Consider the following 24,645-nt stretch of genomic DNA (forward strand, 5'->3'; position numbering starts at 1 on the left):
AGCCTGAGAAACCGGACATGCCCGAAAGTGCCTTCCCACCACCGCATCTCGCCCATCTCAAGGGCATGGATCTGGTGCGCCGCACGCTGGAGGAGGCCCGCGGCGCGGCCCGCAGCCAAGGTAAAGATGTGGGTCGCGGCCGTAGTGCGCCGGTCTCCAAAACCCGCCGCGGCGGTGGTCGGCGCACCTGGTCCGGGCCCGGGCCCGATCGCCGGGATCCGCAGTTGCTGGGTTCGGCGACCATGGACCTGGCCCGCAGCCGCGGCTGGTCGGGCCGGATGGCCGAAGGATCGGTGTTCGGCCAGTGGTCGACGGTCGTCGGCGACCAGATCGCCGAGCACGCCTCCCCCACGTCGCTGCGCGAGGGCGTTCTCACGGTGACGGCCGAGTCCACGGCCTGGGCGACGCAGCTGCGGATGGTGCAGTCGCAGATTTTGGCGAAGATCGCCGCGTCTGTCGGCGACGGCGTCGTCACGTCGCTGAAGATCCTGGGTCCGTCGGGTCCGACGTGGCAGAAGGGCCCGCGGAATTTCGGTGCCCGCGGGCCGCGCGACACCTTCGGCTGAGGCCAAATCTGGGCGTCGCTCAGCGCGCCGATGAGTCTCAGATGACGCCCCTGGAGCGTCCGGACGCGACATCACCCGAGAAATTCCCCGCACGGCGCGAACAGACGTGTCAAAACGCTGTCAGAAAGTCAGTGCCGTCCGTACCTACCGGTAGACTGTCGACAGATCTGAGAGCGGTGTCCTCACCGCCCCCTCGAACCCCAAGGAGACGCGTTCGACGTGGCTGCCCAAAAGAAGGATGCGCCGGCTGAGTACGGTGCCGATTCGATCAAGGTCCTCGAAGGTCTGGAAGCGGTCCGCAAGCGTCCCGGTATGTACATCGGCTCCACCGGCGAGCGCGGTCTGCACCACCTGATCTGGGAAGTTGTGGACAACGCGGTCGACGAGGCGATGGCCGGTTTCGCGACCAAGGTCGACGTCCGCATCCTCGAGGACGGTGGCGTCCAGGTCACCGACGACGGCCGCGGTATCCCCGTCGCGATGCACGCCACCGGTATCCCGACCGTCGACGTCGTCATGACGGTGCTGCACGCCGGCGGCAAGTTCGAGGAAGGCGCCTACCAGGTATCCGGTGGTCTGCACGGCGTCGGTGTCTCCGTGGTCAACGCCCTGTCGACGCGGCTCGAGGCCGACATCCACAAGGACGGCTTCGAGTGGCACCAGACCTATGACAAGTCCGTCCCCGGCACACTGCGCAAGGGCGAGCCGTCCAAGAAGACCGGTACCACCATCCGCTTCTGGGCCGACCCGGACATCTTCGAGACCACGGTCTACGACTTCGAGACCATCGCCCGCCGCCTGCAGGAGATGGCGTTCCTGAACAAGGGCCTCACCATCGAGCTGACCGACGAGCGCGTCGCCGCCGCCGCGGTCGTCGACGAGGTCGTCAGCGATCATGCCGAAGCGCCCAAGTCCGCCGAGGAGCAGGCCGCCGAAGCGGCGGCGCCGCAGAAGGTGAAGCACCGGACCTTCCACTACCCCGACGGTCTGGTCGACTTCGTCAAGCACATCAACCGCACCAAGAGCGCCATCCAGCAGAGCATCATCGACTTCGGTGGCAAGGGTGACGGCCATGAGGTCGAGATCGCGATGCAGTGGAACGCCGGCTACTCGGAGTCGGTGCACACCTTCGCCAACACCATCAACACCCACGAGGGTGGTACGCACGAAGAAGGCTTCCGCGCCGCGCTGACCACGGTGGTCAACAAGTACGCGCGCGACAAGAAGCTGCTGAAGGAGAAGGAAGCCAATCTCACCGGTGACGACATCCGTGAAGGTCTCGCGGCCGTCGTCTCGGTGAAGGTCCGTCAGCCCCAGTTCGAGGGCCAGACGAAGACCAAGCTGGGCAACACCGAGGTCAAGTCGTTCGTGCAGAAGATCTGTAACGAGCAGCTGACCCACTGGTTCGAGGCCAACCCGGCCGAGGCCAAAACGGTTGTCAACAAAGCGGTTTCGTCGGCGCAGGCCCGCGTCGCCGCGCGGAAGGCGCGGGAGCTGGTGCGGCGCAAGAGCGCGACCGACATCGGGGGTCTGCCCGGCAAGCTGGCCGACTGCCGCTCCACCGACCCGACGAAGTCGGAACTGTATGTGGTGGAGGGCGATTCGGCCGGTGGCTCGGCCAAGAGTGGCCGGGACTCGATGTTCCAGGCGATCCTGCCGCTGCGCGGCAAGATCATCAACGTCGAGAAGGCGCGCATCGACCGCGTGCTGAAGAACAACGAGGTCCAGGCCATCATCACGGCCCTGGGCACCGGTATTCACGACGAGTTCGACATCTCCAAGCTGCGGTATCACAAGATCGTGCTGATGGCCGACGCCGACGTCGACGGTCAGCACATCTCGACACTGCTGCTGACGCTGCTGTTCCGGTTCATGAAGCCGCTGGTCGAAAACGGCCACATCTTCCTGGCCCAGCCGCCGCTGTACAAGCTGAAATGGCAACGCAGCGAACCGGAATTCGCCTACTCGGACCGCGAGCGCGACGGCCTGCTCGAGGCCGGCAAGAAGGCCGGCAAGCGCATCAACACCGACGACGGTATCCAGCGCTACAAGGGTCTGGGTGAGATGGACGCCAAGGAGCTGTGGGAGACCACCATGGATCCGTCCATCCGGGTGTTGCGTCAGGTCACCCTCGACGACGCCGCGGCCGCCGACGAGCTGTTCTCGATCCTGATGGGCGAGGACGTCGAGGCGCGCCGCAGCTTCATCACCCGGAACGCGAAAGACGTTCGTTTCCTTGATGTTTAGCAATCCGCCCACGCGAAACGCGGCGAATCCGGCCCAGCTCGGCCGCCAAAAATCGATGTTTAACGTGAAACAATCCGCAGAAGGAATTCGATGACCGACACCCTGCCTCCCGAAGGCGATCGGATCGAACCGGTCGACATCCAGCAGGAGATGCAGCGCAGCTACATCGATTACGCCATGAGCGTCATCGTGGGCCGCGCCCTCCCCGAGGTCCGCGACGGCCTCAAGCCGGTGCACCGCCGTGTGCTCTACGCCATGTACGACTCCGGGTTCCGGCCGGACCGCTCGCACGCCAAGTCGGCGCGTTCGGTCGCCGAGACCATGGGTAACTACCACCCGCACGGTGACGCCTCGATCTACGACACCCTGGTCCGCATGGCCCAGCCGTGGTCGCTGCGCTATCCGCTGGTCGACGGTCAGGGCAACTTCGGCTCGCCGGGTAACGACCCCGCGGCCGCCATGCGTTACACCGAGGCCCGGCTCACTCCGCTGGCCATGGAGATGCTGCGTGAAATCGACGAGGAGACAGTCGATTTCATCCCCAACTACGACGGCCGCGTGCAAGAACCGACCGTCCTGCCCAGCCGGTTCCCCAACCTGCTGGCCAACGGCTCTGGCGGTATCGCCGTCGGTATGGCCACCAACATCCCGCCGCACAACCTCCGCGAACTCGCCGAGGCCGTGTACTGGTGCCTGGAGAACCACGAGGCCGACGAGGAGACCACCCTCGAAGCGGTGATGGAGCGGGTCAAGGGCCCGGACTTCCCCACCCACGGCCTGATCGTGGGATCCCAGGGCATCTCCGACACCTACAAGACCGGTCGCGGCTCCATCCGGATGCGCGGCGTCGTCGAGATCGAGGAAGACGCCAAGGGCCGCACCTCACTCGTCATCACCGAGCTGCCGTACCAGGTCAACCACGACAACTTCATCACCTCGATCGCCGAGCAGGTGCGCGACGGCAAGATCGGCGGCATCTCCAACATCGAGGACCAGTCCAGTGACCGCGTGGGTCTGCGGATCGTCGTCGACCTCAAGCGCGACGCCGTCGCCAAGGTGGTGCTGAACAACCTCTACAAGCACACCCAGCTGCAGACCAGCTTCGGTGCCAACATGCTGTCGATCGTCGACGGCGTGCCGCGCACCCTGCGGCTGGACCAGATGATCCGGTACTACGTCGCCCATCAGCTCGACGTCATCATCCGCCGCACGCGGTACCGGCTGCGCAAGGCCAACGAGCGTGCCCACATCTTGCGCGGTCTGGTGAAAGCCCTTGACGCACTTGATGAAGTCATCGCGCTGATCCGCGCGTCGGCCAACGCCGACGCCGCCCGGGCGGGCTTGATGGAGCTGCTCGACGTCGACGAGATCCAGGCCCAGGCCATCCTCGACATGCAGCTGCGTCGTCTGGCCGCCCTGGAACGTCAGCGCATCATCGACGACCTCGCCAAGATCGAGGCCGAGATCGCCGACCTCGAGGACATCCTGGCCAAGCCCGAGCGGCAGCGTGCCATCGTCCGCGACGAGCTCAAGGAGCTCGCCGACAAGTACGGCGACGACCGTCGTACCCGGATCATCGCGGCCGACGGTGACGTCACCGACGAGGACCTGATCCAGCGCGAGGACGTCGTCGTCACCATCACCGAGACCGGCTACGCCAAGCGCACCAAGACCGACCTCTACCGCAGCCAGAAGCGCGGCGGTAAGGGCGTGCAGGGCGCCGGGCTCAAGCAGGACGACATCGTCAACCACTTCTTCGTGTGCTCCACGCACGACTGGATCCTGTTCTTCACGACGCAGGGCCGGGTGTACCGCGCCAAGGCCTACGACCTGCCCGAGGCCTCGCGGACCGCGCGCGGCCAGCACGTGGCGAACCTGCTGGCCTTCCAGCCCGAGGAGCGCATCGCCCAGGTCATCCAGATCAAGAGCTACGAGGACGCGCCCTACCTGGTGCTCGCCACCCGCAACGGTCTGGTGAAGAAGTCCAAGCTGGCCGACTTCGACTCGAACCGCTCCGGCGGCATCGTCGCGATCAACCTGCGCGACGGCGACGAACTTGTCGGTGCCGTGCTGTGCTCCGCCGAGGAGGACCTGCTGCTGGTGTCCGCCAAGGGCCAGTCCATCCGGTTCTCCGCGACCGACGAGGCCCTGCGGCCGATGGGCCGCGCCACCTCGGGTGTGCAGGGCATGCGGTTCAACGAGGACGACCGTTTGCTGTCGCTCAATGTCGTGGTGCCGGACACCTACCTGTTGGTCGCGACGTCGGGCGGTTACGCCAAGCGGACGGCCATCGACGAGTACACGGCGCAAGGCCGCGGCGGCAAGGGCATCCTCACGATCCAGTACGACCCCAAGCGTGGCAGTCTGGTCGGTGCGTTGATCGTCGATGACGACACCGAGCTGTACGCCATCACCTCCGGCGGTGGTGTCATCCGGACCGCGGCACGTCAGGTGCGCAAGGCCGGACGGCAGACCAAGGGTGTGCGGTTGATGAACCTGGGTGAGGGCGACACACTGATTGCCGTCGCGCGCAACGCCGAAGAGGCCGAAGGTGGCGACGAGACCGACACCGAGGTCGAGACCGAGACCGACGAGACGTAGTGCTGCGACTGTCCCCAGCCGCCCTGATTGAAGGAGCCGCCAGGTGAGTTCCCCGAACGAGCCGGGATACACCCGTACCGGTGACGGACCCGCGAGCAACAACGGGCCGGCCACCGGATCGGGTGGCGGCGCCCATGCGGCCGACCCGGGCGGCGACACCCCGCCCTGGCAGCGGACGCGCAGCGGGGCTCAGGCGGACGCCCCTGCGGCCGGTGGGCAGAGCCTGGACGAGCGGTTGAACCGGTTCGTCAGCGGCAGTGGATCGGCATCGTCGTTGGGTGGCGGTTCGCCGTCCGAGGCGGAGACGACCATCACGCCGGCCATCACTCCTGACACCCCGCCGGTACCCCCGGTGCCGGCGGCTGCACCGTCGTCGTCGCCGGCGGTGACCCCGCAGGGCAATGTGCCGCCGAAGCCGGTCCGGACGGCCGAGACGGTCCGGACGGAAACCCGGCCCGAGGCCGCATACGCCAGCGAGATCCCGGATCTGTCCCGTCAGCCGCAACGCCGCGCGGGCGAACCGCGGGAGCCGCGCAGCACCGTCGCGACAGTCTCGCCGGCCCCGGCACGTTCGGGAGCGCCGCGCAGCCGCGCGGGTGCCCGGCAGGACGGTCCGGTGCGGGCCAGCATGCAGGTGCGCCGCGTCGACCCGTGGAGTGTGCTGAAGGTCTCGCTGGTGCTGTCGGTGGCGTTGTTCTTCGTCTGGATGATCGCCGTCGCGTTCCTGTACCTCGTCCTCGGTGGCATGGGTGTGTGGAGCAAGCTCAACAGCAACGTCGGCGATCTGCTCACCAGCGGTGGCGGCAGCGGTGGTGAATTGGTTTCTGCCAGTACGATTTTCGGCGGCGCCACCCTCATCGGGTTGGTCAACATCGTGCTGCTGACGGCCATGGCCACGGCTGCGGCGTTCGTCTACAACCTGACCACGGATCTGGTCGGCGGCGTCGAGGTGACGCTGGCGGACCGGGACTAGTCGGCAGGCCTGCGGCCGCGGCTGACGTCGCGTTTTGGGCGCAGAGGTACCCATACGGTAATCTCATCGCTCGGCCGCAAGGCCACTTTCGGGCCTATAGCTCAGGCGGTTAGAGCGCTTCGCTGATAACGAAGAGGTCGGAGGTTCGAGTCCTCCTAGGCCCACGGAAGTCGGTATCACCGACTCCCCCACCGGAAGGGTGCACCGTGAGATTGGTTCTGCTGGTGCTGGGTGCCTTGCTTGGAGTGGCCGCGGTAACCGTATGGCGGACCCAGCATGGCGCAGAGGTCTGGCATTCACTTCAATCGGACACCATCGAGGGGCCTTAGCTCAGTTGGTAGAGCGCTGCCTTTGCAAGGCAGATGTCAGGAGTTCGAATCTCCTAGGCTCCACAAAAATCCACAGCAGTACGCAAAGCGGTTCCGACAGTCATCGGGGCCGCTTTTTTCGTGCCGGCGTTCAGCAGCAGCGCCGTCCTACGCTGGGCTCATGACGACAGAGATCAGCTACGCGAAGTGGATGGTGCCGCTGTCGGTGCCGTTCCGGGTCGGGCCCAAGCACAGCAAGGTGGAGGTGCGTGACGGAGCGCTGCATGTGGCCATGGGTTGGGGTTTCTCCGCCGAGATCCCGCTGGCATCGATCAAGGAGGCCCGCCGCTGGGAGGGTCGCGTCACCTCGTGGGGCGTGCACGGTTTCCGCGGCCGTTGGCTCGTCAACGGTTCGTCGGACGGCGTCGTGGCCATCACGATCGACCCGCCGGTCAAGGCGAAAGTCGTCGGGTTCCCGGTGACACTGCGTGAGCTGCGCGTCAGCGTGACGGATCCCGATGCGCTGATCGCGGCGGTGAATCACTGAGCCGACGAACATGAGCTTGTGTGCCAGATCCAGCCCGGATCTGACACACAAGCTCAGTGTCGGCCCAGAAGATTAGGGCTGCGGCGTCACATCCACGCTCGGGGGTAGCGGGGAGGGCTCCGGCTGCATCGAGCGCCGCACGATCGAGAACGTGATGCCGCCGAGGGCCAGGACCGCGACGGTCGCCCCGGCGATCAGCAGGGGCCGGCGCCGCTTGGATCTGGACGACTCCACCACAAGCGCGAGATCGCCCGCGGTGTCCTCGCTGCGGTGGCACCGACGCCCCACCCAACGGGCAGTCCCCAGGGTCGAACCGACGCCCAGGCCGAGGACCCCGCGCAGGATCAGCAGCGGCCCGACAATGGTGTACTTCAGCCCGCGACCCAGGCGGGCACCGGAGCTGGGGCGGCTGACCTCGGGGACGTTCTCGGTGACAGTGCTCATCAACCAACCTCTCTACCGGACACGATTTCTGCAGACCTCCTGAGCGGAGGCCGGGCTCTACGCCAGGGCTTCCACGTTATTCGGTGGGGGCGACTTCGGGGTCTTAAATGTGAGTGGCAGACTGACTTTCCGTGACGAGCCCCATTCAGACTGCGACCGCGACGCTGCACACCAACCGCGGCGACATCAAGATTGCTTTGTTCGGTAACCACGCGCCCAAGACCGTCGCCAACTTCGTTGGTCTGGCCCAGGGCACCAAGGATTACTCCACCGAGAACGCCTCGGGCGGCACCTCCGGCCCGTTCTACGACGGCGCCATCTTCCACCGCGTCATCGACGGCTTCATGATCCAGGGCGGTGACCCGACCGGCACCGGCCGCGGCGGCCCGGGCTACCAGTTCGCCGACGAGTTCCACCCGGAACTGCAGTTCGACAAGCCCTACCTGCTGGCCATGGCCAACGCCGGCCCGGGCACCAACGGCTCGCAGTTCTTCATCACCGTGGGCCCGACGCCGCACCTGAACCGTCGCCACACCATCTTCGGTGAGGTCGTCGACGAGGCGTCGCAGAAGGTTGTCGACGCCATCGCGACCACCGCCACCGACCGCGGCGACCGCCCGACCGAGCCGGTCGTCATCGACTCGATCACCGTTTCCTGAATTCCAGCCTGACGCGCGGCGCGGCAGTCCCCTACCGGGGGCTGTCGCGCCGTTTGCGTTGGAGAGCTAGGGAATCAGCCCGGCGTCGGTGAGGGCGTCGAGGACGTGGATGGGGTCGGTGCCGACGTCCCACCGGGTGAAGACCAGAAGCCGGTCGTCGACGGTGTCGAGCTCCAGCAGCCGCACCTTGCGGGTCAGTCGGCGGAACTCGGTGATACGCACACTCTTGAGGTCGGCCTGTGTATAAGTCTGGGTACTGAACCACCCGCGCACCACCAGCCCGGCCGGCGTGATCGCGAGCTTCGGCCGCGCGCGCCAGGACATCACGGCGAACACCAGCAGACCGATGGCGGCGATGCCGCCGAGAACGCGTCCGGGCAGGTCAGTGACCGAAGTCAGGGCCACGGCGGCGAGTATGACGCCGAATGCGCCACAGGCCGCGATGCCGGCTGTCGGCGGGCTCCATTGAGTTTGTTCCACGAGATGTCCACACCCTTGGGGGCAAGTTATCCACAGGCACTATCCCCAATGGGGATGAATCACATCGATGTGATTGGGTGTCCGTCAGGTTGCCAGCTGGGTTACGTCACGAGACCTGGATGTAACGAACCGGTCTGTTGACGCTGCTCAGCGCCACCGCATGGTCAGCAGCAGGCCGGTGATCATGAACGCGAAGGCGATGGCGTAGTTCCACTGGGCGAGATCGGCCATCCACTGCAGCAGGTGTGGAGTACCGGCCGGGTTCAGTGCGGCGAGCTGGAACACCGCCAGCCAGATCAGACCGATCAGCATGAGCGAGCAGAAGAACACCACGAACCACACGCTCGACGGTCCGGCCTTGACCTTCACCGGCGTCCGACTCACCGGGTTGATGGTGAAGTCGTTCTTCTTGCGAACCTTGGACTTGGGCATTGGTACCTTCGCGGACAGTCGGTGCCGCACTCCCGCGCCGGCGGAGAGAAACCGGCAATTCGGTGCGACGATGGAGCGGTATGCACTCAGAGCCTAACGCAGAAGATGTGTCGCCTCGCAGGCTCCGGACGGCGGGGACTTCGGAACCCGACCAGCCGGCCCGTCACTCGGCCTGGCGATTCGGTGTGCCGGTGGTCTGTGTGCTCGCCGGCCTCCTGCTCGCCACCACGCACAGCGTGTCCGGGGGCAGCGAGATCCGGCGCAGCGACGCGCCCCGCCTCGTCGACATGGTGAAAGAAGCCCAGCGGACCGTCGCGACCCGCGCCGCCGAGCGCGACGACCTGCAGCATCAGCTCGAGAACCACCACGGCGGCACACCCGGCGCCGATGCCGCGCTCGGCGCCATCACCAGTCGAGCGAACGAACTGGGCCTGGAGTTGGGCCTGGATCCCATGCGAGGACCGGGCCTGGTGATCACCCTCAACGACGCCCAGCGCAATGCGCAGGGCCAGTACCCGCACGACGCCACCCCCGACGACCTCGTCGTACACCAGCAGGACGTCCAGGCGGTCCTCAACGCGCTGTGGCTGGGCGGCGCCGAGGCCGTCCAGATGCAGGACCAGCGGATTCTGGCCACCTCGGCCCCGCGCTGCGTCGGCAACACCCTGCTGCTCAACGGCCGGACCTACAGCCCGCCGTACGTCATCACCGTGATCGGCAACGTCGAGGGCATGCGCGCCGCGCTCGCCGCCGCGCCGCTGGTGACGCTCTACAAGCAGTACGTCGTGCGGTTCGGGCTCGGTTACACCGAAGAGCCGCGGGTATCGGTGGACGTCGTCGGTCACCGAATGCCGCTGAAGCTCCGGTACGCCCAACCGGCCGGACCGGTCACATATTGATTGATCGCGTCGACGGGTGACCCAGTAGCCTGACGGCATGCAGGTTCTCGTCCTCGACAACTACGACAGCTTCGTGTTCAACCTGGTCCAGTACCTGGGTCAGCTCGGGGTGCACGCGCAGGTCTGGCGTAGCGACGACGAGCGTGTCTCCACTCCCGACGGCGTCGCTGCCGTGGCGAAGGAGTTCGACGGGATCCTGGTGAGCCCGGGCCCGGGCACCCCTGAGCGGGCCGGTGCGTCCATTCCCTTGGTCCGGGCGTGCGCGGAGACCGGCACTCCCCTGCTCGGTGTGTGCCTGGGACATCAGGCCATCGGCGTGGCTTTCGGTGGCACTGTCGACCGCGCGCCCGAACTGCTGCACGGCAAGACCAGCCAGGTACACCATGCGAACAGCGGTGTGCTGCAAGGACTTCCGGACCCGTTCACCGCGACCCGCTACCACTCGCTGACCATTCTGCCGGAGACGCTGCCGGCTGAGCTGGAGGCCATCGGGCAGACCGACAGCGGCGTGATCATGGCCGTCCGGCACCGCGAACTCCCGATCCACGGGGTGCAGTTCCACCCGGAGAGCATCCTGACGCAGGGCGGCCACCGGATGCTGGCCAACTGGCTGGCAGTCTGCGGCCAGGCGCCCGACGAGGCACTGGTCAGTCGGCTCGAGCAGGAAGTCGCCGACGCGGTCTCGGCCGCAACCCGCACGGCCTGACCGAGCAACGCTTACGAGGCGAAGCTCAGCGTGATCGACGCGTTGAAGTTGACGCCACTTCCGGCCGCGGGCACCTGGCTCACCACGGCATTGCTGCGCTGACCGCTGTTCTGCACGTCCGCGCCCTTGATCAGCACGCCGGTCCAGCCCAGGGCGCGCAGGTTCGGTTCGGCGTCGGTCCAGAACTGACCGGTCAGGTTCGGCATGACGAACTGGTTGCCCTGCGAGACCTTCAGCGTGACGGGCGCGTCCTTGGGCGTCGGGGTGCCCGCCGGCGGATCGGTGGCGATGACCTCACCCGCCGGCTTCGGGCTGTCGACCGGAGCCGTCAGGATCGTCAGGAAGCCGACGGTGTTGAGGTTCTTGGTCGCGACCTCGACGTTCTGGCCGTTGGTGTCGGGGATCGGGACCAGGCCCGGTCCGGAGCCGACGATGATCGTGATGACGTTGGTGATCGCCGAGGTCTGGTGGGCCGGCGGGTTGGTCGCGATGACCCGGTCCTTCTGCTCCGGCAGCGACTGCGACACCGTCTGCTGGATGTTCCGGAAGCCGGCGGACTGCAGCTTGGCCATGGCGTCTGCGGGCGACAGCTTCGACACGTCCGGGACCTCGCGCTGCTCCGGTCCGGTGGAGATGTTGATGGTGATCTCGTCACCGGCGGCGACGGAGGTGTTGGCCGCCGGTTCGGTGCTGATGACGTGGTCCGGCGCCACTGTCGAGTCGGGCCGTTGTTGGGTGCGGGTTTTGAAGCCGCGGTTCTGCAGGTTGGCGACGGCGTCGGCCTGAGCCAGCCCACGGACGTCGGGAATCTGCTGGTCGTGCGGCTTGCCACCGATCAGGTTGATGGCCACAGTGACGACGACGGTCAGCACCGCCAGGATGGCCGCGGCGATGAGCCAGCGACCGATCGGCGTCGAGGCGCGGTCCGTCGAGCGGTACGGCTGCGGGTTGACGCTGATGGGCTCGGGCATCATGCTGCGCGGTCCACCGAACCCGCCGGCGCCCATCATCGCGGTGCGCTCGGCGTCGGTGAGCACCTTGGGGGCGTCGGGAGCCTCGCCGGCGTGCACACGGATCAGGTCGTTCCGCATGTCCGCGGCGCTCTGGTAGCGATTGTCCGGGTTCTTCGCCAGGGCCTTGAGGATGACGGCGTCGAGTCCTGGCGTGATGCCGGAGTGCCGCTGCGACGGCGGCACCGGGTCCTCACGGACGTGCTGGTAGGCGACCGCGACCGGGGAATCGCCCACGAAGGGCGGCTCACCGGTGACCAGTTCGTACAGCACGCAGCCCAGCGAGTAGACGTCCGAGCGGGCGTCTACGTTCTGCCCGCTGGCCTGCTCGGGTGACAGGTATTGCGCGGTGCCGATGACCGCGGCGGTCTGCGTCATCCGGTTGCTGCTGTCGGCGATGGCGCGGGCGATGCCGAAGTCCATGACCTTGACCGCATTGGACTTGCTGATCATGATGTTCGCCGGCTTGATGTCCCGGTGCACGATGCCGTGCTGGTGGCTGAAGTTCAGGGCCTGGCAGGCGTCGGCGATGATCTCGATCGCGCGCTGCTGCGGCAGCGGCCCCTCGGTGTGCACGATGTCGCGCAGCGTCACGCCGTCGACGTACTCCATGACGATGTACGGCAGCGGCCCGTTGGGCGTCTCGGCCTCGCCGGTGTCGTAGACGGCGACGATCGCCGGGTGGTTCAGCGCCGCGGCGTTCTGCGCCTCGCGGCGGAACCGCAGGTAGAAGCTGGGGTCCCGAGCCAGGTCGGCGCGCAGCACCTTGACCGCCACATCGCGGTGCAGGCGCAGGTCGCGCCCGAGGTGAACCTCGGACATGCCACCGAAGCCGAGGATGTCGCCCAGCTCGTAGCGGTCGGAGAGGTGCTGGGGCGTGGTCATGAGATGGCCGGTCCTGACAGATCAGGGAGCGAATACGACTGACCCGTCGGTGCGCCCGGCGTCTTCGTGGTCTCGGTGATGGTGTTGGTGACAGTGGACTGCTGCTGGTTCTTCTGGTCCTGCCGGTCCTGCGCGTTGAGCACGATCAGGATGGCGATGACGATGGCCAGCGCACCCAGGACACCCGCAGCCCACAGCAGCGCGCGCTGGCCGGGTGAGAACGTCCGCCGCGCCGGCGGGGCCGGGCGGTGGCTGCCGCTGGCGGGCCGGGGCCGCGGGGTGGCCGGTGCCGGGCGGGCCGGCTCGATGGCCGCGCGGGCCTGCTTGCTCGACGGGATCGCCGCCGGAGCGGCGCGTCCGATGGTCGGGGCCTGGTTGGGCCGCGGGGGGCGGCGTCCGGCGCGGACGGCGGCGACGGCGTCGGCGAACGGGCCGCCGCTGCGGTAGCGGTGGATGGCGTCCTTGGCGAGCGCGATCTCGATCAGCTCGCGGACGTTCGGGGGCAGGTCGGCCGGCAGCGGTGGCGGCGCTTCCTTGATGTGCTTCATTGCGACGGTCAGGGCGCCGTCGCCGGTGAATGGCCGGCGTCCGGACACGGACTCGTAGCCGACGACACCGAGCGAGTAGACGTCACTGGCCGCGGTGGCGTCGTGACCCAGCGCCTGCTCGGGCGCGATGTACTGGGCCGTGCCCATGACCATGCCGGTCTGGGTGACGGGTGCGGCGTCGACCGCCTTGGCGATACCGAAGTCGGTGAGCTTCACCTGGCCGGTCGGGGTGATCATGATGTTGCCGGGCTTGACGTCGCGGTGCACCAGGCCCGCGCTGTGCGCGACCTGCAGGGCCCGGCCCGTCTGCTCCAGCATGTCGAGGGAGTGCCGCAGTGACAGCCGGCCGGTGCGCTTGATCACCGAGTTCAGCGGTTCGCCGTTGACGAGCTCCATGACCAGGTACGCGGTGCGGCCGGAGTCTTCGAGCTCGGTCTCGCCGTAGTCGTAGACGCTGGCGATGCCGGGGTGGTTCAGCATCGCGACAGTGCGCGCCTCGGCGCGGAACCGCTCGACGAATTCGGGGTCGGTCGAATATTCGGCCTTGAGTACCTTGATGGCGACCTGTCGGCCGAGCCTGCTGTCGACGCCTTCCCAGACCTGACCCATGCCGCCAGTGGCGATGAGTCGCTGAAGTCGATAGCGGCCGGAAAGTGTGACTCCGACCCGCGCGCTCATGATCCCTCCCGTAGCGCCGCGGCGATGGTGGCCCGCCCGATGGGTGCGGCCAGCGCACCGCCGGTTGCGGACAAACGGTCTCCACCATTCTCCACTAGGACGGCGACGGCGACCTTCGGGGATTTCGCCGGGGCAAAAGCGATGTACCACGCATGTGGTGGGGTGTGACGTGGATCGGTGCCGTGTTCGGCGGTGCCCGTCTTGGATGCGATCTGCACGCCGGCTATGGCTCCCTTCTGCTGCGTCACCTGCTCGGCGCCGACCATCAGATCCGTAAGTGTAGCCGCGACCTGGGATGAGATGGCCCGCCGCTGTTGGTGCGGTGAGGTAGCCGCGATGTTGGAAAGGTCGGGTCCCTTGAGGTCGTCGATCAGGTACGGGGCCATGCTGACGCCGCCGTTGGCGATGGTCGCGGCAATCATCGCGTTCTGCAGCGGGGTCAGGGCGACGTCCTTCTGGCCGATGCTGGAGATACCCAGGGCCGGGGCGTCGGAGATCGGGCCGACGGTCGACTCCGCGACCTGCAGCGGGATCGACGGCGGCGGGGTGTCCAGGCCGAACTGCCGGGCCATGGTCCGCATCGCGTCGGCCCCGTTGTGCAGGCCGAGTTCGACGAAGGCGGTGTTGCAGGACTTGGCGAACGCCTCACGCAGGGACACCGTCGCGCCCCCGCCGCAGGCCGCGCCGCCGTAGTTCTCGAGTGTTGCGGTGCTGTCCGGCAACGTGATTCGCGCCGCCGACGTCAGCTGGGTGTCCGGGGTGGCACCGGCCTGCAGCGCGGCGGCCGTGGTCAGCACCTTGAACGTCGACCCCGGCGGGTAGGTCTCGGAGATCGCCCGGTTCTGCAGCGGCGACTCGGGGTTGTCGCGCAACTCCTGCCAGGCGGCGGACTGTCGGTCGCCTTCATGCGAGGCGAGCAGATTGGGGTCGTACGACGGGGACGACACCATGGCGAGAATCTTGCCGGTGGACGGATCGAGCGCCACCACCGAGCCCTTGCAGGGGTTGCCGCCGCAGCCCAGTTGCATCGCGTCCCACGCGGCTTGCTGCACGCGCGGCACGATCGTGGTGTCGACGTTGCCGCCACGGGGGTCGCGGCCGGTGAAGAAGTCAGCGATGCGATTGCCGAACAGCCGCTCGTCGGACCCGTTGAGGATGCTGTCCTCGGCGCGCTCGAGGCCGGCGCTGGAGTACTGCAGCGAGTAGAAACCGGTGACCGGCGCGTAGACCAGCGGGTTGGGGTAGATGCGCAGGTAGCGGAACCGGCCGTTGGTCGGCATCGAGTAGGCCAGCAGCTGGCCGCCCGCGGTGATCTGGCCGCGCTGGCGTGAGTACTCGTCGAGCAGCACCCGCTGGTTCCGCGGGTCGGCGCGCAGGCCGTCGGCGGCGAACACCTGGGTGGTGGTGGCGTTGAGCAGCAACAGCACGATCAGTGCCATCACCAGTCCGGAGACGCGACGGAGCGAGGTGTTCATTGCTTCTCGATCACCTCGGTGTTGGCTGCCGCGATCGGCGCTTGGTTGGGGCCCCGGGTCGACAGTGGCCGCCGCGCGACGTGCGAGACCCGCAGCAGCAGGGCCAGCAGCACGTAATTGGACAGCAGCGACGAGCCGCCGTAGGACATCCACGGTGTCGTGAGGCCGGTCTGCGGGATGAGCTTGGTGACGCCGCCGACGACGATGAAGAGCTGCAGCGCCAACGCGGCGGACAGGCCCGCGGCGAGCAGCTTGCCGAAGCTGTCGCGCACGGCGATGGCGGTGCGCAGCCCCCGGATGATGACGATCGTGTAGAGCATCAGGACCGCGGCCAGGCCGACGAGCCCGAGCTCCTCGCCGACCGCGGCGATGATGAAGTCGGTGGACGCGTCGGGCACCGTGCCGGGCTGTCCGTTACCCAGGCCGGTGCCGAAGATGCCGCCGGTGGCGAAGCTGAACAGGGACTGCACCATCTGGTATCCGGCGCCGTCGGGGTCGGCGAACGGGTCCAGCCAGTTCTGCACGCGGACCCGCACGTGGTCGAAAAGCTGGTATGCGACAAGGCTTCCCACGCTGAACAGGCTCAGCCCGATGATCACCCAGCTGAGCTTTTCGGTGGCCACGTACAGCAGCACCAGGAACGTCGCGTAGAGCAGCAACGAGGCGCCGAGGTCCTTCTCGAACACCATGACGCCGATCGAGCCGATCCAGGCCACGAGCAGCGGTGCCAGGTCGCGCGGCCGCGGCAGGTCCATTCCGAACACGTGCTTGCCGGCACTGGTGAACAGGCTGCGCTTGGTGACGAGCACGCTGGCGAAGAAGATCAGTAACAGGATTTTCGAGAACTCGGCGGGCTGAATGGAGAAGCCCGGCAACCGGATCCAGATCTTGGCGCCGTACTGCTCGGCCACGGAATCCGGCAACACGGCGGGGATGGCCAGCAGCACCAGGCCGGCCAGGCCGCAGATGTAGCCGTAACGGGCGAGCATCCGGTGGTCGTGCACGAACATCAGCACCGCGGTGAACACCAGGATGCCCAGCAGTGTCCACAGCAACTGCTGGTTGGCGTTGCCGCCGGGCAGGATCCCGGCGGGCCGGGTGTGCGCCGAGAGATCCAGCCGGTAGATGAGCACCAGGCCCAGGCCGTTCAGCAGCGCCACCACGGGCAGCAGCAGCGGGTCGGCATATGGCGCGTACCGGCGCACCGCCAAGTGGGCGCCACCGAACAACACCACGAAGCCGACGGTGAACTGCACGAGGTCCATCTGCAGGCCGCGCTCCTGATTGGCCTCGACGATGAGCAGCGCCACCGTCGTGATCACGGCGGCGAACCCCAGCAGCACCAACTCGGAATTACGCCGATTGGGCAGTGGAGGGGCGACCGCGACCGGAGACTGCGGCTGGGTGTCTTCCCGTCGCTGCGCCCGCCCCGGGGCGTCTTCCCGCCCCTTTTCTTGCCCCGGCGTCGTCATGCCGGTGCTCCCGCTCGCTCTCGGGGCGTCATGACGCGTTCCGGCAGTTGGTGCCCGGCTCCTGAGGTGGCGGAGGGAGTGCCGTGGCCGTCGGGGACGGAGCCGCGGGCGAGGTCGGGGCAGGCGCGGGGCTGGATGGGTTGGGAGCCGGCGCCGGGCCGGGTGCCGGTGCGGGTGCCGGAGCGGCCGTCGTCGATGCGGGGGCCTCGGGACCGGGGGCCGGCCCGCGCGGCGGCTGCGGCACCACCGACAGCGACGGTGCCGGCGTAGGTGCGGGAGGCGGCGGGGTGGCGACGGGCGGCGCGCACACCGGCAGCAGCGAGGCGCGGCTGAGTTCCTTGAGCTGACGGATCGCGTCGTCGACGGTGCCGGTCGGCAGGCCGGCGGTGACCTGGGCGCGGCCGGACTCGCGCAGGTCGGCCACCTTCATGGGCTGGCAGCCCGCGTGGGTGTCGTCGACGCCGATGATCGTCATGTCGGAGTGGGAGTCCAGACACGCCAGCAGGTAGGGCTCCTGCAGCGGCAGCCCGAGCAGCGAGCCCGGCACGCCCCGCATGATGTAGACGGAGCCGTTGTAGCCGGAGACGTAGTAGTTGCTGCGGATCAGGTAGCGCCCGATGGCCAGTCCGCTGACGAGCAGCAGGATCAGCACGATCGCGCCGATGATCAGATTGCGCCGGGTGTGCTTCTTTCGCTGCGGTGGATCAAGCTGTGCCGCAGGCTTTTTCGCAGCGGCTGCCACGCGCTTGGGGTTGAAGGCGGAGGCGCGTCCGGCGGCGGTGTTGGGCGGCAGGGTGTCGTCGTCCTGACCTGACACCGCGCCGGCCAGGATGGGTGCGGTCTGGCCGTATTCGTAGTCGACGACGTCGGCCACCACGACCGTGACGTTGTCGGGGCCGCCGCCGCGCAGGGCCAGCTCGATGAGCCGGTCGGCACAGTCCACGACGTCCGGGATCTGCATGGCGGTCTGGATGGTCTCGTGGCTGACCGGGTCGGACAGGCCGTCCGAGCACAGCAGGTAGCGGTCACCGGCGCGGACCTCGCGCATCGTCAGCGTCGGCTCGACCTCGTGACCGGTCAGCGCCTTCATGATCAGCGAGCGCTGCGGGTGGCTGTGGGCCTCTTCGGCCGTGATGCGGCCGTCGTCGACCAGGGTCTGGACGAAGGTGTCGTCCTTGGTGATCTGGGTCAGCTCGCCGTCGCGCATCAGGTAGCCGCGGGAGTCCCCGATGTGCACCATGCCCAGTCGCGTTCCCGCGAACAGAATGGCGCTGAGCGTGGTGCCCATGCCTTCGAGTTCGGGATCGGCCTCGACGTGCGCCGCGATGGCGGCATTGCCGTCGTGGACGGCGTCGTTCAGCTTGGCCAGCAGGTCGCCGCCGGGTTCGTCGTCATCGAGGTGGGCCAGCGCCGCGATGACCAGCTGCGAGGCGACCTCACCCGCGGCGTGGCCGCCCATGCCGTCCGCCAACGCGAGGAGGCGGGCCCCGGCGTAGACGGAGTCCTCATTGTTGGCACGGACCAGGCCGCGGTCGCTGCGCGCGGCATATCGGAGTACGAGTGTCACGGGCGCAGCTCAATTACCGTCTTGCCGATTCGAACCGGCGTTCCCATTGGAACCCTTACCGCCGTCGTCACTTTCGCCCTGTCCAGGTATGTACCGTTGGTCGATCCTAGGTCTTCGACGTACCACTCGGAGCCTCTCGGCGACAGCCGGGCGTGCCGTGTCGAGGCGTAGTCGTCGGTGAGCACCAGGGTGGAGTCGTCGGCCCGGCCGATCAGAACCGGCTGGCTGGTCAGGGTGATCCGGGTGCCCGCGAGGGCGCCTTCGGTCACCACCAACTGGCGCGCGTACCGGCGTCGGTCCCGGTTGGGCAGCAGGGTGCCACGGAACGCCAGACCGCGCCGCACCATGACGGCTCCGGTGGGTGCGTAGATGTCGGTGCGCAGCACGCGCAGAACCGACCAGATGAAAAGCCAGAGCAACAGGAGGAAACCGACCCGCGTCAGCTGCAGAACTAACCCCTGCATCCGACGTCCTCTCCGTTGCCGCATCGAGGCTGGGCCCGGTGCCCGGTAGCCGTCGGCATCGTCACGATACTTTGGCGGTCACCGGCCGGTGTGAACATCATCCGGCCGGTGACTGAAACCGAGCTCAGTGAACGCGGACCACGATCTCGGAGTGACCCACCCGGATGACGTCGCCGTCGGCCAGCTGCCACTCCTGCACCGGGGCGTTGTTGACGGTGGTGCCGTTGGTCGAGTTCAGATCCGAGAGCAGCGCGGTGTGGCCGTCCCAGCGGATCTCGAGGTGCCGGCGCGAAACGCCGGTGTCGGGCAGCCGGAACTGCGCGTCCTGGCCGCGGCCGATGACGTTGGCTCCTTCGCGCAGCTGGTAGGTGCGGCCACTGCCGTCGTCGAGCTGGAGAGTGACGTTGGCGCCGGCGGCACCGTAGCCACCGCCGTAGCCCGCCGGCTGACCGTAGTCGGGCTCGGCGTAGCCGGCGCCTGCGCCGCCGCCGTAACCCTGGTCGCCGTAGCCGGCCTGGGCCGGAGCCTGACCGTAGCCCTGATCAGCGGGGGCGTGACCGTAACCCTGGTCGGCGGGCGGCTGACCGTAGGACGGCTGCTGCGGCTGGCCGTAGTTCTGCTCGCCGTAGCCGCCCTGGCCGTAGCCGCCCTGCTGGGGCTGGCCGTAGCCACCCTGCTGGCCGTAACCCTGGTCGGGCGCTCCGTAGCCGCCCTGCTGGGGCTGGCCGTAACCGCCCTGCTGGCCGTAACCCTGGTCGGGCGCTCCGTAGCCGCCCTGCTGGGGCTGGCCGTAGCCACCCTGCTGGCCGCCGTAACCCTGGTCGGGCTGCTGACCGTAGCTCTGCTGGCCGTAGCCCTGGTCGGGCTGGCCGTAACCATGCTGAGGACCGACGGGTGGCGGTCCGGGAGGACCACCCTGCGGACCGCCGAAGGCGCCCTGGCCGTAGCCGGACGGGCCCGCGCCGTAACCGGCCTGCTCGGGCTGGCCGTAACCGCCCTGCTGACCGTAACCGGGGCCACCTTGCGGCGCGCCGTAGCCGCCCTGCTGTCCGTAACCCTGCGGAGGCTGGCCGTAGCCCTGGCTCGGGTCCTGCGGGTACTGCTGACCGCGCTGCTCGTCGGGCTGCCGTCCGTAGTCGTACTCGTCGCCTGGCTGGCCCTGTCCCTGGCCGGGACGGTGGGTCGGGTTGTCAGTCATCGTTGGTACTCCTGGTTCTGCGGTGTGCACGCGGTCGCTGGGTGCCGGCCGCGGTGGCCCGGCGGTTGAGTCGGGGTTGACCGCGCCGTGGGCGCGGAATTGGCCGGTATGAAGGCCAGGTGACGGCTCAAACCTGACGACCACCTCACCATACGTTTGCCATCCCCGCTCATGGACGAATCCCTCAAGGTGTTTGGCAAAAGCACTGGGTGTGAGGTCAGGATCGGCGTTCACCTTCTCGAAATCGGTGTAACTGAGCGTAATGACGTAATCGTTCGGTGCCAAAATACGGCCGCCACCGACGTCACGGGCACCGGATTCGGCTTCCCGCTGGAGGGCGGCCTCGACTTCCGGGGGTGCGATCGACCCCCCGAAGACGCGGGCAAAAGCGTCTCCGACCGTGGTCTCGAGCTTGCGCTCGATCCGGTCGACCAGACCCATGTCCCCCTGCCTCGCTTCGTCTCGGTGGTCCAGATGTGATGTGCGCGATACCCGCCGACAGCACTGTTACGCATGGTATCGGCCTGACCTTGTAATACGTGACCAACAGAATCGTGAGAATTCGAAACCCGCTGGTCAGGGGATGATGAGGCGGCACGCAGGTGGCCCGACCGCGTCATTTCGCGGTGTCAGTGGATGCTGATGCGGAGAATCCCGTGGTCAGGCGCGGATTTGGAGCCGGGGGTGGGGGTGGTGATACTCTCTCCCAGTTGTTTGGGGCGAGTGGCGGAATGGCAGACGCGCTGGCTTCAGGTGCCAGTGTCCTTCGGGACGTGGGGGTTCAAGTCCCCCTTCGCCCACTCAACAAAAGCCGCGAATCCGGTTCGGATTCGCGGCTTTTGCGTTTGGTCGAGCGTGACTGTGAGGGCTGTGCAGGCGAAGCGGCCCTGATCTCTGCACAGTGCTCACACTCGTGGGCCGTTAGGTCAGCAAGAAGCCGCCGATACCAGGGTGCAGAAAGCCGAGGCAGCTGCGGGTAAAGCCGACAAGGCCTCGAATCCGACACAGTGGCGAAATAGAAGAAACGGAACACCGACCGTCGCCGATCACCCCGCGCTAGGTGCCTCGTTCCAGGGAAACGAGAAGGATCATTTCCCGTCTCGGTTTCGCATGGCCGTTGGCAGAACGCACCCCAATGTTTGCTGTGTTCTAGATCACTGGCGGACGACGTTCGTTCTGCAGGCGGGTTTGCGACTACACCTTCCATAACGTGTCCGTCACTGCTGACGGATATCAAAGCGGGCGTATTCAGGGGGAATCGTCGTGGGGGACTTCTTGCCGGCTGACCGGCCGTGGTGGCGTATCACTCGGTGGTGGCCGGTGGTGGTGGCTTTGGTGGCCACGATCGCGCTGGCCATCAGCGGACAATATTGGTTTGCCAGTTCTGGCCGGTCAGGGTCCGTAAGCGGGGGTGCTGCATCACCTGCTCAGCGGTTCGCCGACGCGGCAATGGCGGCGTTCAGCGGGTCGAGCACGATCGCGGTCCCGAATCCGGCGTGGACACCCGCGCAGCAGGGGGCCGGCTTGCCTGCCGATCCGGTGGCCGGTCTGACCTCGGCCACACCGGCCGGTCCGGTGCAGCAGGTCTTGCCCGCCGGTTTGGGTGCGGCTCAACACACCAGCAGCGGATCGGTGGTTTACCCCGATCGTGGTGCGGGCTTTGATTTCCTGGCCGAGAACACCGGCACCGGGACCCGGACGGTGGCCCGCATCAACAGCCCCACCGGGGTGCGGATGGTCACCACCTTCGTGCGCACCCCCGCCGACACGGTGATGCTGGCCCACACCAACGGATATCTCACGATCAATCGGGCCACCCCGGCCGCGGAAACTGTCGGGATGTTCGCTCCGGCCGAAACCCGTGATGCGGCAGGGAAACTCGTCCCCTCGTCGTATGTGGCGCGGCAGTTGCGCCCGGGCTTGTACCAGCTTTCCGAGGTGTTTGATCCGCGCCCGGACACCCAGTGGCCGGTGTATGTGGATCCGCCGCTGCACGTCGGCGGCTTGGGCGGCGGACCGCTGCCGGCGGGATTGTTCGATTCGATCACCAGCACCGTCTCTAGCGCAGCCAACGCCGTCAGCAGCGCGGTGTCCAGCGCGGCCTCGGCGACGGTGTCCGGGGCGAAAGCCGTCGGAACGTTTGTGAAAAACAACCCCATGGAAACGGCGATCATCGTGGCGGGTGCCGCGGTCGCCGTGACCGGGGTCGGCGGGCCAGCCGGTGCCGCCGCGATAGCTGCTGCCGTGGCCAATGTGAGTGCCGCCGGGTTGCAGATCGCCTCAGAAGCCATGCCGGACAACCGAACCCTCGGGGTGATGTCGACGGTGGCCAACGCGGCGACCATGTTCACGCCCACCGGCGCGGCCAAGAAGATTGCCGAAGAAGGCGCCGAACTGGTCGCCAAACAAGCGCTCACGCACACCGACGACGTCATTGACGCCGCCAAGGTTGTGCCCAACCCAGCGCAGGTACGCGAGGAGATCGCCGCCGCCGGCGCCGCGGGGAAACCGCCACTGCCTGGCGTGGACACACCCAAGACACCGAACGCGCCACCGGCAGCGACGAAGGCTCCCGAACTACCGTCAACCCCACTGGCGCAGCGGGTCCCGTGCGCAGGGCAGTCCTTCAGCCCGGACACGCTGGTGCTGCTGGCCGACGGAACCAGGCGCCCCATCGCCCAGCTCAAGCCCGGGGACCGGGTGTGGTCCACCGACCTCGAAACCGGGCGCGCCAGTGGACAATTGGTGCAGGCGGTGCTCGTCGACCACGACACCGACCTGCTCGACCTGACGATCACCAACCCGGCCGATGTCGCTTCGGTGGTGCACACCACCGCCAAGCACCCCTTCTACAGCACGTCCCACGCCCATACGTCGTCGCCTGAGGTTGTCGGGTTGGCTGCCACCGCGGGCACTGGGACTCGCTCCGTCGCCGAATGGGTTGATGCCAAAGACCTGCGCACCGGTGATGGTTTGGCCACGCCGTTCTCTGACACCGTTGCGTATGTCGCGGCCAGCACCCCGGTTTCCGGGACTGCCGACATGTGGGACCTCACCGTCGAGAACACCCACAACTTCTACATCGCCACCCGCACCGCGGCTGTGCTGGTCCACAACTGCCCTGCTGCGGCCGAGCCGCCCCACTTCTCCGAGGGCGGTGTACCGGCGGCCGGATCAGCCAAATCGTCATTGCCCGAGGTGCGCGCTCAGAAAGGGGAGCCGAAGGCGCCCAAAGAGTTCATCCCTCCGACGAATCCTCCTCAGCATCCGCCAAGCGAACTACCGCCGGGTTTCAGGCTGAGAGAAATGCCGCGGCCTACATCGAACTACCCCCACGGCTACTGGAAAATCGAAACAGAAGAACAAGGGCAGCCGGTTGATCCCTCAACGATGAAGCCCCCTTCAAACGTGACAAGAGCGCAGATGCGGTCTAGGACTCATGTTGAATACCCGGCGCCATCCTCGATGTCAGAATCGTCACCCACTGAGTCCGGTCAGGGGACACGACCTTCCAATCCGGCTGAACAGCGCGAGGACCAAGCTGCGCGCATGCAATCGGCGACCGACAAGCAGCGCAGCCGGGCCAGCACGGATGCTGAGTCGGCATCGCAAAGATCTGACTCCAGCGCTGGACGCAACTCGGAACATCACAGCTCACACGACCGCGGAGGCAAGAAGAGTAAGAACCAAAAGACAAGTAAGAAACGTCGTAAAGGGCAGAAATAAGCCAACCCCTTCACGACAGCCGCTGTGGCCCGAAGAAGTAAGCTAGTCGACTGACCAACCGGTAAAACCACCGCAGTCGTTCGAAGCCGAACTAAACAGTCGACGAAAGACGGAGGTCACCGCGATTCCCGGTACTCGACTCGTCGCTCAAGCCGCCCCGCTCTGGTATTCAAGGTAGGTGCGAATTGGACCAAGTATGGCATGCCGTAGTGGCATATTCCCACGCGGAGGAGAGGCATCATGTTCGGTATTTCCCCTGACGAGAACTTTGATTTCCTCACCGGAAAGCTACTGCAGCAAATGTGTTTCGGTGAAAACGAAATAGTTCTTCATTTCGACGACCCTGAGGTCGATCTTGTTGAATTCCCGAACACCCCGAAGATCATGTGTATCGTCGAGGCCGACATCGAGATCGTCACCCGTTTGCGCGGGAGAAGGCGGGCAGAAGACGCCCGTTCGCTCGCTGGTGACCTGGTGGATCTTCTCGGCAAACGCATCATTGGAACCAGTTTTACCCACCGCTCCCTATCGCTGGTGTTCGATAACGAATACACCTTGGTCCTCCACGATTCAGAAGAACACTATGAGTCTTTCAATATTCGATACGGCGACCGCGTCATTGTAGTCTGAGACGGTAGACCCGCAGCCGGCAAAAATAACTCAAGCAAAAGCAAGAAACCCCCGAAGAAAAAGCAACGCAACTCCCATGAGAAGCGCAAGGGTCAGAAATGAGTCGGCGCCATCTGTGATTGCGCGCAGT

General features: G+C 66.9%; 23 protein-coding genes and 3 tRNA genes. 13 read left to right on the plus strand and 13 right to left on the minus strand.

The annotated features are described in order from the left end of the window. Positions 1–17 precede the first annotated feature (17 nt). From ACJH6J_RS02390 to ACJH6J_RS02420, 7 genes are all read left to right on the plus strand, one after another. Positions 18–566: a DUF721 family protein gene (locus ACJH6J_RS02390; RefSeq protein ID WP_318985906.1), complete on the plus strand. Its 549-nt coding sequence runs from the start codon at positions 18–20 to the stop codon at positions 564–566. A gap of 219 nt (positions 567–785) precedes the next feature. Next, positions 786–2,813, plus strand: a complete 2,028-nt coding sequence (gyrB, locus tag ACJH6J_RS02395) for a DNA topoisomerase (ATP-hydrolyzing) subunit B (protein ID WP_020099899.1) — start codon at positions 786–788, stop codon at positions 2,811–2,813. A 90-nt stretch (positions 2,814–2,903) separates the two neighbouring features. Further along, the gene (gyrA, locus tag ACJH6J_RS02400) at positions 2,904–5,414 is read left to right on the plus strand and encodes a DNA gyrase subunit A (protein WP_406803470.1); all 2,511 of its coding nucleotides are present in this window, start codon (positions 2,904–2,906) and stop codon (positions 5,412–5,414) included. 43 nt (positions 5,415–5,457) lie between these two features. Beyond that, positions 5,458–6,387, plus strand: a complete 930-nt coding sequence (locus ACJH6J_RS02405) for a DUF3566 domain-containing protein (protein WP_346416619.1) — start codon at positions 5,458–5,460, stop codon at positions 6,385–6,387. Positions 6,388–6,477: 90 nt separating this feature from the next. Continuing rightward, positions 6,478–6,551, plus strand: a tRNA-Ile gene (locus ACJH6J_RS02410). Positions 6,552–6,706: 155 nt separating this feature from the next. After that, a tRNA-Ala gene (locus ACJH6J_RS02415) sits at positions 6,707–6,779 on the plus strand. Positions 6,780–6,876: 97 nt separating this feature from the next. After that, positions 6,877–7,242 (plus strand): hypothetical protein, encoded by a 366-nt coding sequence (locus ACJH6J_RS02420; protein ID WP_406803471.1) that lies wholly within the window; start codon positions 6,877–6,879, stop codon positions 7,240–7,242. Between the two features lie 72 nt (positions 7,243–7,314). Here the strand turns inward: ACJH6J_RS02420 and cwsA are convergent, their stop codons facing one another. Beyond that, positions 7,315–7,686 carry a cell wall synthesis protein CwsA gene (gene cwsA / locus ACJH6J_RS02425; RefSeq protein WP_406803472.1) on the minus strand — a complete coding sequence of 124 codons (372 nt, stop codon included), beginning with the start codon at positions 7,684–7,686 and terminating at the stop codon, positions 7,315–7,317. A 131-nt stretch (positions 7,687–7,817) separates the two neighbouring features. Here cwsA and ACJH6J_RS02430 point away from each other — a divergent pair, with 131 nt between their 5' ends. Beyond that, a complete protein-coding gene (locus tag ACJH6J_RS02430) occupies positions 7,818–8,345 on the plus strand; it encodes a peptidylprolyl isomerase (protein ID WP_166555253.1) in 528 nt (175 codons plus the stop codon). A gap of 66 nt (positions 8,346–8,411) precedes the next feature. Here the strand turns inward: ACJH6J_RS02430 and ACJH6J_RS02435 are convergent, their stop codons facing one another. Further along, on the minus strand, positions 8,412–8,825 hold the full coding sequence (locus ACJH6J_RS02435) for a PH domain-containing protein (RefSeq protein ID WP_406803473.1): 414 nt from the start codon (positions 8,823–8,825) through the stop codon (positions 8,412–8,414). A gap of 147 nt (positions 8,826–8,972) precedes the next feature. After that, positions 8,973–9,257 (minus strand): cell division protein CrgA, encoded by a 285-nt coding sequence (crgA, locus tag ACJH6J_RS02440; protein WP_020099906.1) that lies wholly within the window; start codon positions 9,255–9,257, stop codon positions 8,973–8,975. Between the two features lie 80 nt (positions 9,258–9,337). On the opposite strand from crgA, the gene ACJH6J_RS02445 reads away from it, so the two are divergent. Next, positions 9,338–10,156 (plus strand): DUF881 domain-containing protein, encoded by an 819-nt coding sequence (locus ACJH6J_RS02445; RefSeq protein ID WP_406803474.1) that lies wholly within the window; start codon positions 9,338–9,340, stop codon positions 10,154–10,156. Between the two features lie 37 nt (positions 10,157–10,193). Then, complete coding sequence (locus ACJH6J_RS02450) at positions 10,194–10,862, plus strand: aminodeoxychorismate/anthranilate synthase component II (RefSeq protein WP_318985855.1); 669 nt, start codon at positions 10,194–10,196, stop codon at positions 10,860–10,862. Between the two features lie 11 nt (positions 10,863–10,873). Here the strand turns inward: ACJH6J_RS02450 and pknB are convergent, their stop codons facing one another. The 7 genes from pknB to ACJH6J_RS02485 form a co-directional block, all read right to left on the minus strand. Next, positions 10,874–12,757: a Stk1 family PASTA domain-containing Ser/Thr kinase gene (gene pknB / locus ACJH6J_RS02455; protein WP_406803475.1), complete on the minus strand. Its 1,884-nt coding sequence runs from the start codon at positions 12,755–12,757 to the stop codon at positions 10,874–10,876. Continuing rightward, positions 12,754–13,983 carry a protein kinase domain-containing protein gene (locus ACJH6J_RS02460; RefSeq protein ID WP_406803476.1) on the minus strand — a complete coding sequence of 410 codons (1,230 nt, stop codon included), beginning with the start codon at positions 13,981–13,983 and terminating at the stop codon, positions 12,754–12,756. Before ACJH6J_RS02460 ends, pknB begins: the two co-directional genes overlap by 4 nt. Next, positions 13,980–15,458, minus strand: coding sequence for a D,D-transpeptidase PbpA (gene pbpA / locus ACJH6J_RS02465; protein WP_406774411.1), 1,479 nt, complete (start codon positions 15,456–15,458; stop codon positions 13,980–13,982). Before pbpA ends, ACJH6J_RS02460 begins: the two co-directional genes overlap by 4 nt. Next, a complete protein-coding gene (locus tag ACJH6J_RS02470) occupies positions 15,455–16,930 on the minus strand; it encodes an FtsW/RodA/SpoVE family cell cycle protein (protein WP_346416613.1) in 1,476 nt (491 codons plus the stop codon). Before ACJH6J_RS02470 ends, pbpA begins: the two co-directional genes overlap by 4 nt. Before the next feature lie 28 nt (positions 16,931–16,958). Continuing rightward, positions 16,959–18,497: a PP2C family protein-serine/threonine phosphatase gene (locus ACJH6J_RS02475; RefSeq protein WP_406774410.1), complete on the minus strand. Its 1,539-nt coding sequence runs from the start codon at positions 18,495–18,497 to the stop codon at positions 16,959–16,961. Next, positions 18,494–18,961, minus strand: a complete 468-nt coding sequence (locus ACJH6J_RS02480; protein ID WP_064859211.1) for an FHA domain-containing protein — start codon at positions 18,959–18,961, stop codon at positions 18,494–18,496. Before ACJH6J_RS02480 ends, ACJH6J_RS02475 begins: the two co-directional genes overlap by 4 nt. A gap of 124 nt (positions 18,962–19,085) precedes the next feature. Then, the gene (locus ACJH6J_RS02485; protein ID WP_406774409.1) at positions 19,086–20,600 is read right to left on the minus strand and encodes a DUF3662 and FHA domain-containing protein; all 1,515 of its coding nucleotides are present in this window, start codon (positions 20,598–20,600) and stop codon (positions 19,086–19,088) included. A gap of 276 nt (positions 20,601–20,876) precedes the next feature. On the opposite strand from ACJH6J_RS02485, the gene ACJH6J_RS02490 reads away from it, so the two are divergent. Beyond that, positions 20,877–20,959, plus strand: a tRNA-Leu gene (locus ACJH6J_RS02490). A gap of 417 nt (positions 20,960–21,376) precedes the next feature. Here ACJH6J_RS02490 and ACJH6J_RS02495 read toward each other — a convergent pair. The 3 genes from ACJH6J_RS02495 to ACJH6J_RS02505 form a co-directional block, all read right to left on the minus strand. Beyond that, positions 21,377–21,517, minus strand: coding sequence for a hypothetical protein (locus tag ACJH6J_RS02495; protein ID WP_406774408.1), 141 nt, complete (start codon positions 21,515–21,517; stop codon positions 21,377–21,379). Positions 21,518–21,586: 69 nt separating this feature from the next. Beyond that, complete coding sequence (locus ACJH6J_RS02500) at positions 21,587–21,721, minus strand: hypothetical protein (protein ID WP_406803477.1); 135 nt, start codon at positions 21,719–21,721, stop codon at positions 21,587–21,589. Positions 21,722–21,796: 75 nt separating this feature from the next. Continuing rightward, complete coding sequence (locus tag ACJH6J_RS02505) at positions 21,797–22,504, minus strand: hypothetical protein (protein WP_406803478.1); 708 nt, start codon at positions 22,502–22,504, stop codon at positions 21,797–21,799. On the opposite strand from ACJH6J_RS02505, the gene ACJH6J_RS02510 reads away from it, so the two are divergent. Next, the gene (locus tag ACJH6J_RS02510; RefSeq protein ID WP_406803479.1) at positions 22,476–23,885 is read left to right on the plus strand and encodes a Hint domain-containing protein; all 1,410 of its coding nucleotides are present in this window, start codon (positions 22,476–22,478) and stop codon (positions 23,883–23,885) included. The genes ACJH6J_RS02505 and ACJH6J_RS02510 overlap by 29 nt on opposite strands. Before the next feature lie 240 nt (positions 23,886–24,125). After that, a complete protein-coding gene (locus ACJH6J_RS02515) occupies positions 24,126–24,515 on the plus strand; it encodes a hypothetical protein (protein ID WP_406774406.1) in 390 nt (129 codons plus the stop codon). Positions 24,516–24,645 lie beyond the last annotated feature (130 nt).

The sequence above is a fragment of the Mycobacterium sp. SMC-18 genome, assembly GCF_045310895.1.
Classification (GTDB): domain Bacteria; phylum Actinomycetota; class Actinomycetes; order Mycobacteriales; family Mycobacteriaceae; genus Mycobacterium.

Coding starts and splice junctions, on each gene's coding strand:
- ACJH6J_RS02390 (WP_318985906.1), top strand. CDS start 18: ATGCCCGAAAGTGCCTTCCCACCACCGCATCTCGCCCATCTCAAGGGC.
- gyrA (WP_406803470.1), top strand. CDS start 2,904: ATGACCGACACCCTGCCTCCCGAAGGCGATCGGATCGAACCGGTCGAC.
- ACJH6J_RS02420 (WP_406803471.1), top strand. CDS start 6,877: ATGACGACAGAGATCAGCTACGCGAAGTGGATGGTGCCGCTGTCGGTG.
- cwsA (WP_406803472.1), bottom strand. CDS start 7,686: ATGAGCACTGTCACCGAGAACGTCCCCGAGGTCAGCCGCCCCAGCTCC.
- crgA (WP_020099906.1), bottom strand. CDS start 9,257: ATGCCCAAGTCCAAGGTTCGCAAGAAGAACGACTTCACCATCAACCCG.
- ACJH6J_RS02445 (WP_406803474.1), top strand. CDS start 9,338: ATGCACTCAGAGCCTAACGCAGAAGATGTGTCGCCTCGCAGGCTCCGG.
- ACJH6J_RS02450 (WP_318985855.1), top strand. CDS start 10,194: ATGCAGGTTCTCGTCCTCGACAACTACGACAGCTTCGTGTTCAACCTG.
- pknB (WP_406803475.1), bottom strand. CDS start 12,757: ATGACCACGCCCCAGCACCTCTCCGACCGCTACGAGCTGGGCGACATC.
- ACJH6J_RS02460 (WP_406803476.1), bottom strand. CDS start 13,983: ATGAGCGCGCGGGTCGGAGTCACACTTTCCGGCCGCTATCGACTTCAG.
- pbpA (WP_406774411.1), bottom strand. CDS start 15,458: ATGAACACCTCGCTCCGTCGCGTCTCCGGACTGGTGATGGCACTGATC.
- ACJH6J_RS02470 (WP_346416613.1), bottom strand. CDS start 16,930: ATGACGACGCCGGGGCAAGAAAAGGGGCGGGAAGACGCCCCGGGGCGG.
- ACJH6J_RS02480 (WP_064859211.1), bottom strand. CDS start 18,961: ATGCAGGGGTTAGTTCTGCAGCTGACGCGGGTCGGTTTCCTCCTGTTG.
- ACJH6J_RS02485 (WP_406774409.1), bottom strand. CDS start 20,600: ATGGGTCTGGTCGACCGGATCGAGCGCAAGCTCGAGACCACGGTCGGA.
- ACJH6J_RS02495 (WP_406774408.1), bottom strand. CDS start 21,517: ATGGCCAGCGCGATCGTGGCCACCAAAGCCACCACCACCGGCCACCAC.
- ACJH6J_RS02510 (WP_406803479.1), top strand. CDS start 22,476: ATGTCGACGGTGGCCAACGCGGCGACCATGTTCACGCCCACCGGCGCG.
- ACJH6J_RS02505 (WP_406803478.1), bottom strand. CDS start 22,504: ATGGTCGCCGCGTTGGCCACCGTCGACATCACCCCGAGGGTTCGGTTG.
- ACJH6J_RS02515 (WP_406774406.1), top strand. CDS start 24,126: ATGTTCGGTATTTCCCCTGACGAGAACTTTGATTTCCTCACCGGAAAG.